Here is a 14,418-nt window from a genome sequence, read left to right as displayed (position 1 = left end):
AATGGTTCTCGATGCGAATTGGGCCGTGAAGTGGCTGACACTCTGCGCCCAGGCCATGGCGGAACACCGGGCGTGGCTCATTGAACTGGACCGTGCTATCGGGGATTCGGACCACGGCGAAAACATGGACCGCGGCTTCCAGGCCGTGCTGGACAAACTCGCCGAGGTCCCCCCGGCAACGCCTGGGGCAGCACTGAAGTTGACGGCCATGACGTTGATGTCCAAGGTGGGAGGCGCCGCCGGTCCCCTGTATGGAACCGCCTTCCTCCGGGCCGCGGCATCCCTGGGCGATTCGCTGGAGGTGGAACCCGCCGCCTTCGCAGGGGCCCTGGTAGCGGCCAGGGACGGGATTGTGGCCAGGGGCAAGGCCGAGCCGGGCGACAAGACCATGGTTGATGCGTGGACGCCGGCTGCTGAAGCTGCCCTTCTCGCGGCAGCAGGCGGTGCCGGCACGGTCCTCGAGGTACTGGTGGCTGCCGCCGAGGCTGCTGAAGCGGGTGCCGTCGCCACGGATCCCATGGTTGCCCGCAAGGGACGCGCCAGTTACCTGGGGGAGCGGAGCGCCGGCCACCGTGACCCCGGGGCCGCCTCCAGTGCCCTGATCCTGCGCGCGGCAGTCGGGGCCGCGGCGTGAGCGTCGCCCTGGTTGTGGTCTCCCATAGTGAAAAAATAGCCGACGGCGCCGCGGAACTTGCCGCGCAGATGGCACCTGATGTTTCGATAGTGTCCGCCGGGGGCACCCCGGACGGCCGGATCGGCACCAGCCTGGATAGGGTCATGGCCGCCTTGGAGCAAGCTTCAGGCGGGGATGGTGTGGTGGTCCTGACCGATCTGGGATCGGCCGTCATGACAGCAGAATCCGCGCTGGAGTTTGCGGGGCACCCGGACGGTGTACTGCTGGCCGATGCCCCTTTGGTGGAAGGGCTGGTGGCCGCAGCCGTGGCAGCGCAGGGCGGGGCGGACGTACACGCCGTCAAGCGTGCGGCGGAAGGAGTGTACGGCTCCGCGCAGGGGGTGCCGCCGTCGTCCTCCTTCAGTGCTGTCGAAGAGGGCTCAGTGACAGGGGCAGGGCCGGAGTTTACTGGCGACTTTGAGCTCATCAACCAGGCGGGCATGCATGCGCGCCCGGCGGCCAAGATCGCCGGGGGGCTCTCGTCCCTGGATGCGCGCGTGACCGTCAATGGCCTGGACGGGACCTCGATGACTGCTCTGATGACGCTTGCCGCCGGCAAGGGTTCGGTGCTGCATGTGGAAGCCTGGGGCGTTGACGCCGAGCGGGCAGTCAACTACGTAGGCGGACTGGTCCAGGCTGGATTCGGGGAACCATAGGAGTCCCTGCCGTCCTGTTTGGGCTGTCCCCGGTGTGTTCGCTCCGTCCTGTCATAGCCTGCGAATATGCTCGATGCCATGGAACGGCTCGACTTGGATGACAATTGCCCGCTGGTGGTGCTGGACGGACAGACATCCATCGAGGAGCTCTTCGCGGAACTCGGCTTTGAGTGGCGGGCATCGGCGGACCTGGCCGGCCCGGACGCTGACGGCTCCACGGGCGGCTTGCTGGGCCAGGCCACCCTGTTCTGACGGGCGCTAAGGTGCCACTTCGCGTTCACGTGCCGTTAACGGTGGTGCCCTAGATTGTCCCTTCAGGCACTCTCTGCTCGAAGGGATCCATCATGGCCAATATTGCTGAAATTCTTGGCAGGCTAACCCCTGAAGAACTGGACGGGCTGCGCGGGCTTGGGCCCCAGGGCCATCTGACCAGGCCGCTCGTGGAAGCCCTTGACCGGGCCGCCGGTGGTGCCGGTGCCGGCCGCGGCTACTACGTTCCCACCGGCAGCGTGAGCGAAACCGGCGGTCCCCATCTTGTCCTGCGAAGCGACGTGTCGGCATGGCTGTTCGGGACAGCTCCGCAGGTTCCGCACGCGGGGGCAGCCGACCCCGCCCAGCCTTAAGCGGACCTACCTGGCGTCAGGGTGCCTGCCGCAGCCCCTTGGCGTCGAGCACTACTGATGCCGTTATGAACCGTCCGCACTGCTCGCCGTAGGGGAATTCGCCGCGGGGACGGAAGTCCAGTGTCCGCACGGGCAGCGCCGAGCCGTCCGGGGAGGTTCCGGTGGCCGTCACGGCCATGGGCGATTCGGTCAGGGAGTCCAGGAACAGCATGCCGATCATGGTCCCGTCGGGGGAAGCCGTTGCAGAGCAGACGCCGTCCGGACTGCAGCCTTGATCAATGGAAACGCTGCCCTGGTGCAGCTCGAGGGTATTCTCGGTGCACACACCGTCCTGGCACGCCTTCAGCCGCAGGGTGCCCATCTGGGGCACGTAGGGGGCAGCAACGGTAACCGACACAACAGACGCCTGTGCGATCGCCGGACACGGTGTTTCGTAAGGGAAGTAGTAGCAGCCAGAGGTGAGCGCCGTCGTCGTTATCAGTGCCAGAAGTACCCCGGACTTGCTCATACTTCAGGGTAGGACCGGCGGGCGGGTGCCCGCACGGCTACCAGGAAAGTGACGCAAACATCGTTATGGCCAGCACGCCGAAGGTCACCAGAATGAGACCTGTTGCCATTCGACCCTTGGCAATAACGAAGACCGGCAGGGTGGATTCGGCCGGGTTGGCCGGGTTGTAGGCCACCGGAATCGTGGTGCCGATGATCGCCTGGTCGCGGCTGTAGATGTCGGACTGCCCCAGCCACCGCTGGCCGCGTGTGTCCGCGAATTCGTAGGACGGGGCGAACCGGTCCCGGCCGTTGCTGGCCGGGCCGTCTGCGCCGTGGAGGTTGCCCGTGACGGTGGCGGACGTGTGCACCCACCCCGTCATGGAGCGTCGCCGGCGCAACGATGCTGAGAGGGACATGCCCGCCAGGATCAGGCCGAGCACCAGGAAGAGTCCCGGCAGGACAACAAAAAGCAGCTTCAGGAAATCCATGGGTCAGCCCACCGGAAAGATGCCGATAAACCAGAACGAGCCCAGGGCGAAGAGTGCGAAGAACGGCATCAGGCAGCCCATCACCTTTTTTGATTCGTACGCCACCTGGAACGACTGGTTGGGATTTGCCGGGTTGTACGCCACTTCGAGCAGCGATCCGGGCACCTGCTGGTTTACGTACGAAACCTCGGATTCGCCCGCATACAGCGTCCCGTTGGGGTCAGCGAACTGGTAGGTGGGGTAGAAGCGCCTGTTCCGCGTTGAGCCGCCTCCGCCATGTGTCCACCCCGCGACGTTACCGGTCACCGTTGCCTGCGCCTTGGGCCAGCTGGTGATCAGGTTCTCGTGGCGCTTGGCCTTGCGCAGCGTGTGGACAAAGGCAAAAACAACGGCCACCACAAACAGCGCCCAAATAATGTAAAGCACGATCTTCATGGACTTCCCCCGGTTCCGGTCACCAAGAAGTATGCCACCCCTGAAGGGACGGGCTGTTGTCAGTCGCTGGAATGGCTCAGGCAGGCAGCCGGTAGCCGCCCTGGTGCAGCTCGGCGAGGCCGTCGCCGAGGAGCCCCGCCAGCGCGCGTTCCAGCTGTTCCGGGGCCGAGTTGAGCCTGTGCAGCGCGGCCAGCGGCACGCCGATTCCGTCGGGCGCGAAACCGAGGTCCGCCGGTTCCTGCTGAAACATCTCTGGCGGGACGGGCCGGTCAGCGACGCGCAGCACGGCCATCACGGCTCCCCGGACCTGGCGGTCGGTGCCGTGCCACGCCTGGCCTTTCGGAACGTACGACGGCGGCGGCTCGCCTGCCGCCAGCCACGCACACGAGTCCCGCACGGGACACACGGCGCATTTCGGCGCACGAGCCGTGCACACCAGCGCCCCGAGTTCCATCACCGCAGCATTCCAGCGCACGGACGTGTCGGCGTCGTCCGGCAGCAGTTCCGCCGCGAGCCGCATCTCCGCGGACGTCAGGGATGGGGAGGGAAGCGCGACGCCGGACATAAGCCGGGCATGGACGCGGCGGATGTTGGTGTCCACCACGGTTTCCCGGCGGCCGAATGCGAACGCCGCCACCGCGGCAGCTGTGTAACTGCCCACGCCGGGGAGGTCCAGGAGCTCGGCGTAGGTGCCCGGGACCTGGCCGCCGTGATCGCGTCCGATGGCAACGGCCGCCGCGTGCAGTCGAAGGGCCCGGCGGGGATAACCCAGCCTGCCCCAGTGCCGGACTGCTTCCCCTGCCGGTTCGGAGGCCAGGTCTCCGGGGGTGGGCCAGCGTTCGAGCCATTCCCGCCACACCGGCAGCACGCGGACCACCGGCGTCTGCTGCAGCATGATTTCGCTGACCAGCACGCCCCACGGCGAGCAGGCAGGTTCCCGCCACGGGAGGTCGCGGGCAGTCTCGGCGAACCAGTTGTTGATCCCGCTGTGCAGGTGGACGAGGCTGGAGCCGCGGGCGGACGGCTGCTTCAAGTTTGCAGGCGAAGTTGCAGTCGAAGGTGCTGGGGCGAGGGTTGTGGCGTCGATCCCAACACTGTAGTGGATCCCCGGTTTGGGATGCCAAGCGGGGCGCCGAAACGGCCGGAAACCCAGCCCGGAACCAATCCGTGACCATAGCGTTGGCGGGGTGCGCGGCGTGGTGGGGCGGCGGAGCCCGGCCGGTTCTCTAGCCTAGAAGGATGGGTAGGCAAGGCACTTCAACATCACGCAGCAAGGCTTCCGCATCCGGTTCCCGCACCGGACGGAAGCCGAGCCCCGCCGTGTACCGGCGGCGTCGACTGTTCGTGGGAGCCGCCCTGCTGATGGTAGCTGCCATGGTGTTTGGAGGCTTCGCGGCGGCTGGGGCATTCAGCGGCAGTTCCAGCCAGGTTTCCTCCACTGGCGATCCCACCGCCGGCCCCACTGAGGCTGTGCCGTCGGTCAACCCCACGAGCACGCCTACCGCAACTCCCGGCTGCAACCAGAACCTGGTGACCGTTTCGGCGTCCACCGACAAGGCAGCCTACGGCCCGGACGAGAACCCGCTGCTCACCCTCAAGGTGACAAATGGCGGCACGATGCCCTGCGAAGTGAATATCGGCACGTCCCAGATGGAGTTCCTGGTGACAAGCGGTGCGGACAGAATCTTCTCGTCCCGGGACTGCCAGGCCAAGAGCGAGGACCTGGTGAAGACCATCGCGCCGGGTGCCAGCGAAACGGCGAACTTTCCGTGGGCACGGAACCGGACCTTGGAAGGCTGCCAACCCATCGAGGCCAAGCCGGGAGCCGGCGGGGCCTACTACATCTTCACGGCCAAACTCGGCTCCAGGGCAAGCCCGAAAGCAGTTTTTCAGCTCAGCTGACCGAGTCTTTCCTCTTCCGTTGCTCCGATAACGCCCTTTTCGTGGCTCGGAACGGCGCTTACGGAGCATTCGATGGGGCTTTAGAGGAAGCGGTCCAACAGGCTGGCTTCGGCCATCCGGCTCAGGCCTTCGCGAACGGTTCGGGCGCGCTGGTCGCCGATGCCGTCCACGGTCATCAGGTCATCGATCGTGGCTGCCATCAGGAATTGCAGGCCGCCGAAGTGGTCCACGAGGCGGTCGGCAACAGCCTTGGGGACAGCCTTGAGGCCGGAAAGCAGCCGGTAACCGCGCGGCTGAACTACGGCGTCCAGGTTGGCCTCGCCGCCGGCGAAACCGACGATTCCTGAGATCTTGCCGAGGTCGATCAGCTCGGTGGGCCCGAGGTTCACCAGGGCGCTGACAGCTTTTTCAATGTCGTCGGCTGATGCATCCGGGCTGGCGTAATCACGGATGATGACATCGCTGCCGGGACCGCGGCCTACCGTGAGCTCATCGAGCTGGAGGGACAGCAGCCGGCCGTCCTCGCCGAGCTCCAGGACGTACTGCGAGATTTCCTCGGAGATCCGGCGGACCATCTCCTGGCGCTGCAGGGTAACGGCGACATCGCGCACGGTCACCATGGCTTCGATTTCCAGGGCAGACAGCGAACTGGTGACCTGGTCCAACCGCGAACGGTAGCGTTCCAGGGTGGCGAGGGCCTGGTTGGCGCGGGCCAGGACTTTCTCGGATCCCTCCAGCACGTGGCGAAGGCCGTTCACGTACAGTGCGATGATCTGCATGGATTGGCTGACGGAGATGACGGGGACACCGGTCTGGATGGCCACACGTTCCGCGGTGCGGTGCCGGGTGCCCGATTCCTGCGTTTCAATGCTTGAATCCGGGACCAGCTGGACGGCGGCGCGCAGGATGTTCCCGGCGTCCTTGTCGCAGATGATGGCACCGTCCATTTTTGCCAGTTCGCGCAGGCGGGTGGGGGAGAAGTCGATGCCGATGTCGAACCCGCCGGAGCAGATGGAGTCGATGGTCCGGTCCGAGCCTAAAACAATGAGTGCGCCGGTGCGTCCGCGGAGGATGCGTTCGAGTCCATCACGCAGTGGCGTGCCTGGAGCCACTCTGCCCAGAGTCGCCTTGAGCGATTCTTCGGGGCTCCGAGCCATAGTGTTCCCTTCAAAGGTGCGGGCTGCCGCCCGCAGGTACGCCGGTTATGGACTCCGCCGGCGGAGCAAAAAGTACGCAGTTTCCCGCAAGCTCAATGATAGAGGTAAGAACGGGTAACAACCGCACGGGCAAGCCCTAAAGTGCCCCATTAGGGGGTGTCGGAAAATGCCCCAAAAGGCGTCCGACGGCGGCTGGCTGGGAGTGCACTTAGGGCCCGTTTGGGTGCATGGCGGATTCAGGGCCGCCGTTCACATCAGAATGATGCCACGAGGCTGGCGAGCGGTGGGGGAGCCTGCCCGGCTGGCAAAGCGTCGACGAGTAGTCCGGCGTAGCGGAGCTTGTTACCGCTGCGCCCTCCGAAGAACCGGCGCAACTGTGCCGATATCGGCCGATCCCGCTGTGCTGGCTGGCGTTGGAGGATCCGGAACGATGCGAGCTCGCCCTGGTCCGCGATGACGCCGAGCACGGCATCGACCCCAAGGCATCGGATGAGTTCGTCCTCCAGGTCGGCGTTGCAGACATGGAACCCAAGCTCGGCCAGCGAATCGGACCCGATACCCGCCCGGGCGAGCGCGCGGGCGACAATTCGCGACTCGCCCGCATCACACAGTCCGAGTAGCCGGTGGCCTGCACCAGCCGGGCCGTAACGGTCGAGGAAGTGGGCGATGCTGGTGGCGCCGCCCATGGGCACAACGGTTACACGCTCGGCCGACAGGTCATGGCCAGCGCGAACGGCCAGCGCCTCGACCGCCATCCGGTCACTCTCGCCCTCGACCAACACCGTCGTCGTCGCCTGCATAGATCCAGTATGGCAAACGCGAATAGCGATGCAGCCGCGCGCCATGCAGCACACATTCACGTCATCTCCAGCCCTCGCATACTATATGTATACATTTTTCACCAGCGGCCCAAAGGAGTTGCAGTGAATAAACCGGAACTGGAGTTCCACGAACCCTCGGTTGGCTGGCGGAAGGTCAACGGTGACGCCGAACGCGGAATTTGGGAGCAAATACTCGCCGCGGACCCACTCAGGGGAGATTCAACTTTGCTCCAACGCTATGATCCTGGCGCCGATACAACGGCCGGCGGCGTGATCGTCCATGACTACTGGGAAGAGGTCATGATTCTCTCGGGCGAACTCACTGATCTGACGCTCGGGAAAACCTTCACAGCCGGCATGTACGCATGCCGCCCACCGGGCATGGCCCACGGACCGTATGCAAGCGGCAGAGGCTGCAGGATGCTCGTTATTGTTCGTCCAGAGCCAGATCCCACTATGTGATTCAGTGTCCCCGCTGGCGCAGGAGATGCTCAAGGTCGCGGCTGACTTTGCGCAGCGATGCCGCCCGGAGGGCCCTTTCGTCGTCAACGTGCGGCGCCTGGCGACGGGACTTCCCGCCTGCGCCGCGTTTGCCGTTAACTGCCGGGCCGCCGGCCTGCATCCTCGCCGGCGGAGCAGCCGGACCGGCCAGCGGATCGAAGAACAGGCCGTTGCCGGGGAATGGTGAAACGGTCACGGCGGTTCAGCTCCGGCCGGCGGATGGCAGGGACGCGCTCCACGTTCTCATGCGGCCAAGCTAGCCTGACGGGATTTCGCCGTCTTGAACTGCTGGTTTCGGGGGCGTTAAGCGGCCACCTTCGGAGCCGGGCTGCTGCTGCGATAAACTTGGAACTTGGCGCTCAGCCATCCCCTTTCCCCGTCCAGCGAAGTCCCGTCAAGCGCCGAGGGCTATCCCCACCGCAGCGAAAGTAGCACCGTGTCCCAAGATGTCCTTAGCCCCGCCCGGGTCCACGAGATTCACAAACAGGCGGCCCGGCGTCGGACGTTTGCCGTCATTTCGCACCCTGACGCCGGAAAGTCAACGCTCACGGAAGCGCTTGCGCTGCATGCGAAGGTGATCGGCACCGCCGGTGCCTCCAGCGGCAAGGCCAACCGCAAGGAAACGGTCTCGGACTGGATGCAGATGGAAAAGGACCGCGGCATCTCCATCAGCTCCGCTGCGCTCCAGTTCTCCTACCGCGACACCGTCATCAACCTGCTCGACACACCCGGCCACGCGGACTTCTCCGAGGACACCTACCGCGTGCTGGCCGCCGTCGACTGCGCAGTGATGCTGGTGGATGCCGCCAAGGGCCTGGAAACGCAGACCATGAAGCTGTTCGAGGTCTGCAAGGCGCGTAACCTGCCCATCATCACCGTCATTAACAAATGGGACCGGCCAGGCCTTGACGCCCTGGCGCTGATGGACGAGATCACCGAGCGGACCGGCCTCCAGCCCATGCCGCTGACCTGGGCCGTGGGCATCTCCGGAGACTTCCGCGGCGTGTGGGACCTCCGCAACGACCGGTTCGCCCGCTTCCAGCGCAACAACGCAGGTGCCAACATCGCCCTGACGGAATACTTCACGCCGGAGGAAGCTGCCGAGAGCCAAGGAAGCAACTGGACGGACGCCGTGGACGAAGCCGGCCTGGTGATCGACTCCAACCTCGAGTTCGACGTCGACGCCTTCCACGCAGGCACCGCCACACCCATCCTGTTCAGCTCCGCCGCCCTGAACTTCGGCGTCAAGGAACTCCTGGATGCCCTGGTGGATTTCGCCCCGCCCGCGGCGCCCCGGCCGGACGTTGACGGCAGCCCGCGCGCTGTCGAGTCCCCGTTCTCCGGTTTTGTCTTCAAGGTCCAGGCCGGCATGAACAAGGCCCACCGCGACCACGTCGCTTTTATCCGTGTGTGCTCCGGCGTCTTTGAGCGCGGCATGGTGGTCACCCAGACCCGCACGGGGAAGTCGTTCGCCACAAAGTACGCCCAGCAGGTATTCGGCCGCGAACGCGAGGTCATCGACGAGGCTTACCCCGGCGACGTCGTGGGCCTGGTTAACGCATCCTCGCTGCGCGTCGGCGACAGCCTGTTCCTTGAGGACGCGGTGGAGTACCCGGCCATCCCGCTCTTCGCCCCGGAACACTTCCAGGTGGCCCGGTCGAAGGACCCCAGCAAGTTCAAGCAGTTCCGCCGCGGCATCGAGCAGCTTGAGCACGAGGGCGTTATCCAGCTGCTCCGCTCCGACCTCCGCGGCGACCAGGCGCCGGTGCTTGCCGCCGTCGGGCCCATGCAGTTCGAAGTGGTGGAGGACCGCATGGCGCACGACTTCAGTGCCCCCATGCGGCTGGAACGCCTGCCCTACTCCATAGCCAGAATTTCGACGGCGGATGCCATGCCGGCGCTGGCCAACGTGCCGGGCGCGGAGGTGCTTTTGCGGTCCGACGGCGAATACCTCGCCTTGTTCAACGACGTCTGGGCCCTGCGCCGGATCGAGAAGAACCACCCGGACCTGACGCTGATCCCGATCGGGACGCACAACCCCGCCAAGTAACTGTTCCCTCCAATCCGTCGACTGAACGGAGCCGAATACCCATCGGGACATCCGGGCTGCCCGGAACAACGGCAGCCGCTCCCGAACTAAGAAAGCCAGGTACCCAGATGTCTGCAGTCCAACCACGCGCGCTCATCACGGGCGCCGGCACCATCAACCCTTTGGGCTCCAACGTAGGGCAGACCTGGGAAGCGTTGCTTGCCGGCCGTTCCGGGATCGCCCCGCTGGATCAGGAGTGGGCCGGGCAGTTGCCCGTGCGGATCGCCGGCCAGGTCACCGCCGACCTGTCCGAGCACCTGACCACCCGCGAGCTCAAGCGGATGGACCGGTGCGGACAGCTTGCCCTGGTGGCCGCACGGGAAGCCTGGCAGCAGGCGGGAGCACCCGACGTCGACCCAGAGCGGTTCGCGGTAGTGATCGGCTCAGCCTATGGCGGCCTCGGTTCCACGATTGAGCAGGACAGGGCGCTGGCCAGCGGCGGCCCGCGCCGGGTATCGCCGCACACCCTGACCCGGCTGATGGTCAACGGCCCCGCCGCCTGGGTGTCCATCGACCTCGGTGCCCGCGGCGGAGCCCGCACACCTGTCAGTGCCTGCGCGTCCGGCGCCGAAGCCATTGTCCAGGGTGCCGAAATGATCCGTTCGGGAGCGGCCGACGTCGTCATTGCCGGGGGCGTGGACGCCTCGGTGAACGACCTCGTTATCACCGGGTTCTCGCAAATCCGCGCGCTCTCCACGCGCAACGGCGAACCCCAGCGGGCGTCGCGCCCGTTCGACGGCGGCCGTGACGGTTTTGTGCTTGCCGAGGGCGCGGGGATCGTGGTGCTGGAGAGCGAGGCCCACGCCCGGGCGCGTGGTGCCGCCGTCCTGGCAGAGGTCGCCGGCGGGGCGGTGACCTCTGACGCGAACGACATCGTGGCCGCCGACCCGGCGATGCAACGCAGGGTAATGCAGAAAGCCCTGGCCTCGGCCGGGATGGACGCCGCTGACATCGGCTTTGTCCATGCCCATGCCACCTCCACCCCTGTGGGAGACCGGCTGGAAGCGCAGGCGATCACGGCCATATTTGGTGCCGACGTGCCCGTGACCTCCACCAAGGGCCACACCGGCCACCTCCTGGGCGGGGCCGGGGCCTTGGCCGCCGTCGTAGTGGTCCAGGCCCTGCAGACCGGGCAACTTCCCGGAACGCTGAATGTAGAGGCACTGGATCCTGAAGTGGACCTCAATATCGTGACGAACAAGGCCCACACGCTGAAGCCAGGCTCCGCTCCGGCCGGGTTAGTGAACGCCTTCGGCTTCGGTGGACACAGTGTTGCGCTGGTAATCAAGGGGAACTGAACACCTCAGCCTCAGGGCCGGGGGCACTGGTCAGGCTGCACGGCAGGACAAACGTCGCCGTCGTTCCCGCGCCCGGGGCACTGGTGAGGCTCAGGGAACCGCCGTGGCCTTCGATGATGGTCTTGCTGATGGGGAGCCCCAGACCCGCCCCGGGGATGGCCGTTTCACGCGAACGCGAGGAACGGAAGAACTTGGTGAAAGCCTGCTCCTGGTCTTCGGCGCTCATGCCGATCCCTGGGTCCGTGATGGAGCAGATGATCTCCGGTCCGGCCCTGTAAGCGCGGGCGGTGATACGGCCGCCGTCGGGGGAGTATTTGATCGCGTTTGAGAGCAGGTTGCCCACCACCTGGCGGATGCGGGCGGTGTCCATTTTGGCTGTCAGTGGTTGCTCGGCGTCAAGCACCAACTCCAACCCCCTGTTGGCTGCCTGGGGGGCGGTGTACTCGACGACGTCGGCAAGGAGTTGGGCGAGATCGGCCTCCTGGAGGGAGAGGTCCACACTTTCAGACGCCACGGCAATCAGATCGTTCACAAGGCCCAGGAGGTGGGTCGCATTGCGGTAGACCACCTGAAGTTCCGCCTCAATCCCTTCGTGGCCGGGCTCATCCAGGACGAGTTCCAGGTAGCCGAGGATGGACGTGAGTGGCGTTCGCAGTTCATGGGAAACGGTGCCGACGAATTCGTCCTTGGCTGCCAAGGCGGTGATCAGGGCAGTCACGTCAAGGAGCGTAATGACGCCCCCGCCGCTGAGGCCGCCCTTGGCCCGGATGGCATGTGCGCTCACGGAATACGCGCGTTGTTCCTCTTCGTCGCCGGCCCACAGCAGTTCATCTGTGAACATTTCGCCCCGGGTAACCCGGGCGACCGGAAGCATCCCCGGCGCCACCGGGGTGGCCCGGTCGCCTTGCAGCACACGGGCCCGCGGATCAGACTCGGCCAGGCGGGCAAGTGCGGGATCAGCGCGGATAGCCCGGTTGGTCAGCACATTGTTTCCTTCTTGGTCAACCACCCAGACCCCCACTCCCACAGCGCCAAGGACGGCGTCCAGGAGCCGTTGTCGGTCCACGCTCTCAGCGAGTGTCTCCGCCAGGGCGAGGTCTTTCTTTAGCAAGGCTTTGCGCTGGCGATGGAGCGTCCCGGCGACGATATGCGCGGACACGGCGATTGCGGTCATCACGAGTGGCAGGAAAATGGTCCGGATCATTGATCCTTGCGTGGGCACTGAGCCCAGGACTGCGGCAGGGACGACAGTGCTTAGGGAGGCTCCCAAGACGGCCAGGACAACCCTTCCGCGTTGCCGGCCCACCGACAGCCAAATCACGGGGAAGACCAGCAGCAGGCTTAATACGCTAAAGCTGGGCCCTCCGGCTTCACGTGTAAAGCCGATCGCAAGGCAGTCCAGGACTGGAATGACCGTTGACGCACTGGCGGGCAGCCTGCCCCACGGAATTGCCACGCAGGCCGCGAAGATTGCCGCATGCGCCAGCAAGGCCAGCCTGAAGCGTTCGTCCATGAGAGTGGGCGGGCTGAAAAACCCGGCGGCAACAACAACGAGCACCACGGTGACAGTGAGTGGAAGCTGGCTCATCACCACCCGGCCCCGGACGCCAAGACCTCCGAAGATCTCGTCTATCCGCCCAGCGAGACGGCTGCCTTCCGCGGGTTCCTCGGGCGCGGGAATGCTTTTTTGTATTCGATTAGTCACTCCGACCCCCCAAGGCGCAGCGGTGAGACCTCCGGCTGCCTGAAGGTCGTTTCGTCAGCCTAGCGCCTTGCCCGCCCGGGGCGCAGTTATTACCGGTGCTTCTTATCCGATCAGCAGGCTCAGAGCCTCGGTCAGGTGCTCCACCTCCCGCACGGAGAAGCCAGCCGGCACTGGTCCCGGGCCGTTGTGGCTGGCCGGGACGACGGCGTGCGTGAAGCCCAGGCGGTGGGCCTCCTGGATGCGCTGGTTGATACCAGGGACGGGCCGGACCTCGCCCGCCAGGCCCACCTCGCCGAAGGCGATCAGCCGGATGGGCAGCGGTTTCCTGGCCTTGGCCGAGGCAACGGCCAAGGCTACGGCGAGGTCTGTGGCGGGTTCGCTGAGCTTCACGCCGCCCACAGTGGCTACGTAGGAGTCGTCCTTGTGCAGGAGGCACCCCGCGCGCTGCTGCAGCACGGCCAGGAGCATGGACACGCGCGAGCTGTCCAAGCCGCTGGTGGCCCGGCGGGGCTGCGAGTTGGGGCTTTCGGCAAGCAGCGACTGGACCTCGGCCAGCAACGGGCGCCTGCCCTCCATGGTCACCGTGATGCAGGTGCCGGACACGGGCTCCTTGGTGCGGCTGACAAAGAGTCCGCTGGGATCAGCCAGGCCCTGGATGCCGTCCTCGTTAAGGTCAAAGCAGCCGACGTCGTCGGTGGGACCGTACCGGTTCTTGACTGCCCGTAGCAGCCGGAGCCTTGAATGGCGCTCGCCTTCGAACTGGCACACCACGTCCACCAAGTGCTCCAGCAGCCGTGGTCCGGCGATGGAACCGTCCTTGGTCACGTGGCCCACGAGCAGCGTGGTCATGTTGCGCCGCTTGGCCGCGGCGATGATGGAGGCGGCGACCTCCCGCACTTGGGAAACTCCTCCGGCGCTGCCATCAACGTCCGCGCTGCTGAGGGTCTGCACCGAGTCCACAATCAGCAGCCGTGGCTCGATTTTCTCCACTTGGCCAAGTGCCTGCCCTAAGTCTGTCTCGGCGGACAGATAGAGGGAGTCCGCGACGGCGTCGATCCGCTCAGCGCGGAGCTTTACCTGGGCAGCGGATTCTTCACCGGTGACATAGAGGACGTCCTGGGCGGTTCGAGCAAATTTCGCGGCGACGTCCAGCAGCAGGGTTGACTTTCCCACGCCCGGCTCGCCAGCCAGCAGGATGACGGCGCCCGGGACCAGGCCGCCGCCCAGCACGCGGTCCAGTTCATCCACGCCGGTGGGCAGGAACGCTGCGGTGGTGGCGTCTACTTCCGCAATCCGGCGGGCGGGCTCGAGGACTGTTGTTGCCGCCGTCGTGCGCGCCACAGCCGCGCCCGTTTCCTCAACGGTGCCCCACGCCTGGCACTCGCCGCACCGGCCCACCCACTTGACCGTGGTCCAGCCGCATTCCGCGCACTTATAGGCAGGCGCTTTGGATGCCCGGGAAGTCTTTGTAGCCATGGGTTCCACCCTAACTGCGGGGGCAGACATCGCTGGGCAGCGGCACGTGACCGCTCCCGAAAATACGGGATCGAACACTCTCAGAGAGCGCTCTCTTGACAGTGA

At 65.8% G+C, this 14,418-nt stretch carries 17 protein-coding genes; 8 read left to right on the top strand and 9 right to left on the bottom strand.

The genetic code is table 11. The annotated features are described in order from the left end of the window. Nucleotide 1: 1 nt before the first annotated feature. The 4 genes from dhaL (at nt 2) to ACFC25_RS05965 (ending at nt 1,952) form a co-directional block, all read left to right on the top strand. On the top strand, nt 2–634 hold the full coding sequence (gene dhaL, locus ACFC25_RS05980; protein ID WP_337345472.1) for a dihydroxyacetone kinase subunit DhaL: 633 nt from the start codon (nt 2–4) through the stop codon (nt 632–634). Continuing rightward, on the top strand, nt 631–1,329 hold the full coding sequence (gene dhaM / locus ACFC25_RS05975) for a dihydroxyacetone kinase phosphoryl donor subunit DhaM (RefSeq protein WP_376044460.1): 699 nt from the start codon (nt 631–633) through the stop codon (nt 1,327–1,329). The genes dhaL and dhaM overlap by 4 nt, the downstream gene beginning before the upstream one ends. A 66-nt stretch (nt 1,330–1,395) precedes the next feature. Beyond that, nucleotides 1,396–1,581 (top strand): hypothetical protein, encoded by a 186-nt coding sequence (locus tag ACFC25_RS05970; RefSeq protein ID WP_337350673.1) that lies wholly within the window; start codon nt 1,396–1,398, stop codon nt 1,579–1,581. A 92-nt stretch (nt 1,582–1,673) separates the two neighbouring features. Beyond that, on the top strand, nt 1,674–1,952 hold the full coding sequence (locus ACFC25_RS05965) for a hypothetical protein (RefSeq protein WP_337345475.1): 279 nt from the start codon (nt 1,674–1,676) through the stop codon (nt 1,950–1,952). A gap of 16 nt (nt 1,953–1,968) precedes the next feature. Here ACFC25_RS05965 and ACFC25_RS05960 read toward each other — a convergent pair whose 3' ends face one another. The 4 genes from ACFC25_RS05960 to ACFC25_RS05945 all read right to left on the bottom strand — a co-directional run bounded on the left by ACFC25_RS05960 (nt 1,969) and on the right by ACFC25_RS05945 (nt 4,397). After that, nucleotides 1,969–2,460, bottom strand: coding sequence for a hypothetical protein (locus ACFC25_RS05960; protein ID WP_376044459.1), 492 nt, complete (start codon nt 2,458–2,460; stop codon nt 1,969–1,971). A gap of 37 nt (nt 2,461–2,497) precedes the next feature. Then, nucleotides 2,498–2,929 carry a DUF3592 domain-containing protein gene (locus ACFC25_RS05955; protein WP_376044458.1) on the bottom strand — a complete coding sequence of 144 codons (432 nt, stop codon included), beginning with the start codon at nt 2,927–2,929 and terminating at the stop codon, nt 2,498–2,500. Between the two features lie 3 nt (nt 2,930–2,932). Next, on the bottom strand, nt 2,933–3,364 hold the full coding sequence (locus tag ACFC25_RS05950; RefSeq protein WP_376044457.1) for a DUF3592 domain-containing protein: 432 nt from the start codon (nt 3,362–3,364) through the stop codon (nt 2,933–2,935). A 76-nt stretch (nt 3,365–3,440) separates the two neighbouring features. After that, complete coding sequence (locus ACFC25_RS05945) at nt 3,441–4,397, bottom strand: A/G-specific adenine glycosylase (RefSeq protein ID WP_376044456.1); 957 nt, start codon at nt 4,395–4,397, stop codon at nt 3,441–3,443. A gap of 206 nt (nt 4,398–4,603) precedes the next feature. On the opposite strand from ACFC25_RS05945, the gene ACFC25_RS05940 reads away from it, so the two are divergent. After that, nucleotides 4,604–5,266: a hypothetical protein gene (locus ACFC25_RS05940; RefSeq protein ID WP_376044455.1), complete on the top strand. Its 663-nt coding sequence runs from the start codon at nt 4,604–4,606 to the stop codon at nt 5,264–5,266. A gap of 80 nt (nt 5,267–5,346) precedes the next feature. On the opposite strand, the gene disA is transcribed toward ACFC25_RS05940, so the two are convergent. Both disA and ACFC25_RS05930 read right to left on the bottom strand, forming a co-directional pair. Then, nucleotides 5,347–6,423: a DNA integrity scanning diadenylate cyclase DisA gene (gene disA / locus ACFC25_RS05935; RefSeq protein ID WP_337345480.1), complete on the bottom strand. Its 1,077-nt coding sequence runs from the start codon at nt 6,421–6,423 to the stop codon at nt 5,347–5,349. A 254-nt stretch (nt 6,424–6,677) separates the two neighbouring features. Further along, nucleotides 6,678–7,223, bottom strand: a complete 546-nt coding sequence (locus ACFC25_RS05930) for a TOPRIM nucleotidyl transferase/hydrolase domain-containing protein (protein ID WP_376044454.1) — start codon at nt 7,221–7,223, stop codon at nt 6,678–6,680. Between the two features lie 123 nt (nt 7,224–7,346). Here ACFC25_RS05930 and ACFC25_RS05925 point away from each other — a divergent pair, with 123 nt between their 5' ends. Continuing rightward, on the top strand, nt 7,347–7,706 hold the full coding sequence (locus tag ACFC25_RS05925) for a cupin domain-containing protein (protein ID WP_337345482.1): 360 nt from the start codon (nt 7,347–7,349) through the stop codon (nt 7,704–7,706). 1 nt (nt 7,707) lies between these two features. Here the strand turns inward: ACFC25_RS05925 and ACFC25_RS05920 are convergent, their stop codons facing one another. Then, nucleotides 7,708–7,941, bottom strand: a complete 234-nt coding sequence (locus ACFC25_RS05920) for a hypothetical protein (protein ID WP_376044453.1) — start codon at nt 7,939–7,941, stop codon at nt 7,708–7,710. Between the two features lie 240 nt (nt 7,942–8,181). Between ACFC25_RS05920 and ACFC25_RS05915 the strand changes: the two genes are divergently transcribed. Together ACFC25_RS05915 and ACFC25_RS05910 are read left to right on the top strand one after the other, a co-directional pair. Then, nucleotides 8,182–9,795, top strand: coding sequence for a peptide chain release factor 3 (locus ACFC25_RS05915; RefSeq protein WP_337345484.1), 1,614 nt, complete (start codon nt 8,182–8,184; stop codon nt 9,793–9,795). Between the two features lie 107 nt (nt 9,796–9,902). Beyond that, on the top strand, nt 9,903–11,132 hold the full coding sequence (locus tag ACFC25_RS05910; protein ID WP_376044452.1) for a beta-ketoacyl-[acyl-carrier-protein] synthase family protein: 1,230 nt from the start codon (nt 9,903–9,905) through the stop codon (nt 11,130–11,132). Here the strand turns inward: ACFC25_RS05910 and ACFC25_RS05905 are convergent. Beyond that, nucleotides 11,119–12,837, bottom strand: a complete 1,719-nt coding sequence (locus ACFC25_RS05905; RefSeq protein WP_376044451.1) for a sensor histidine kinase — start codon at nt 12,835–12,837, stop codon at nt 11,119–11,121. The two genes, ACFC25_RS05910 and ACFC25_RS05905, sit on opposite strands and share 14 nt — an antisense overlap. Before the next feature lie 102 nt (nt 12,838–12,939). Then, complete coding sequence (gene radA, locus ACFC25_RS05900) at nt 12,940–14,313, bottom strand: DNA repair protein RadA (RefSeq protein WP_337345487.1); 1,374 nt, start codon at nt 14,311–14,313, stop codon at nt 12,940–12,942. Between the last annotated feature and the right edge of the window lie 105 nt (nt 14,314–14,418).

It is taken from the genome of Pseudarthrobacter sp. NPDC055928, assembly GCF_042270935.1.
Lineage (GTDB): Bacteria > Actinomycetota > Actinomycetes > Actinomycetales > Micrococcaceae > Arthrobacter.
Note: the sequence above shows the minus strand (reverse complement) of the source record. Positions and strands in the feature narration are given on the sequence as shown.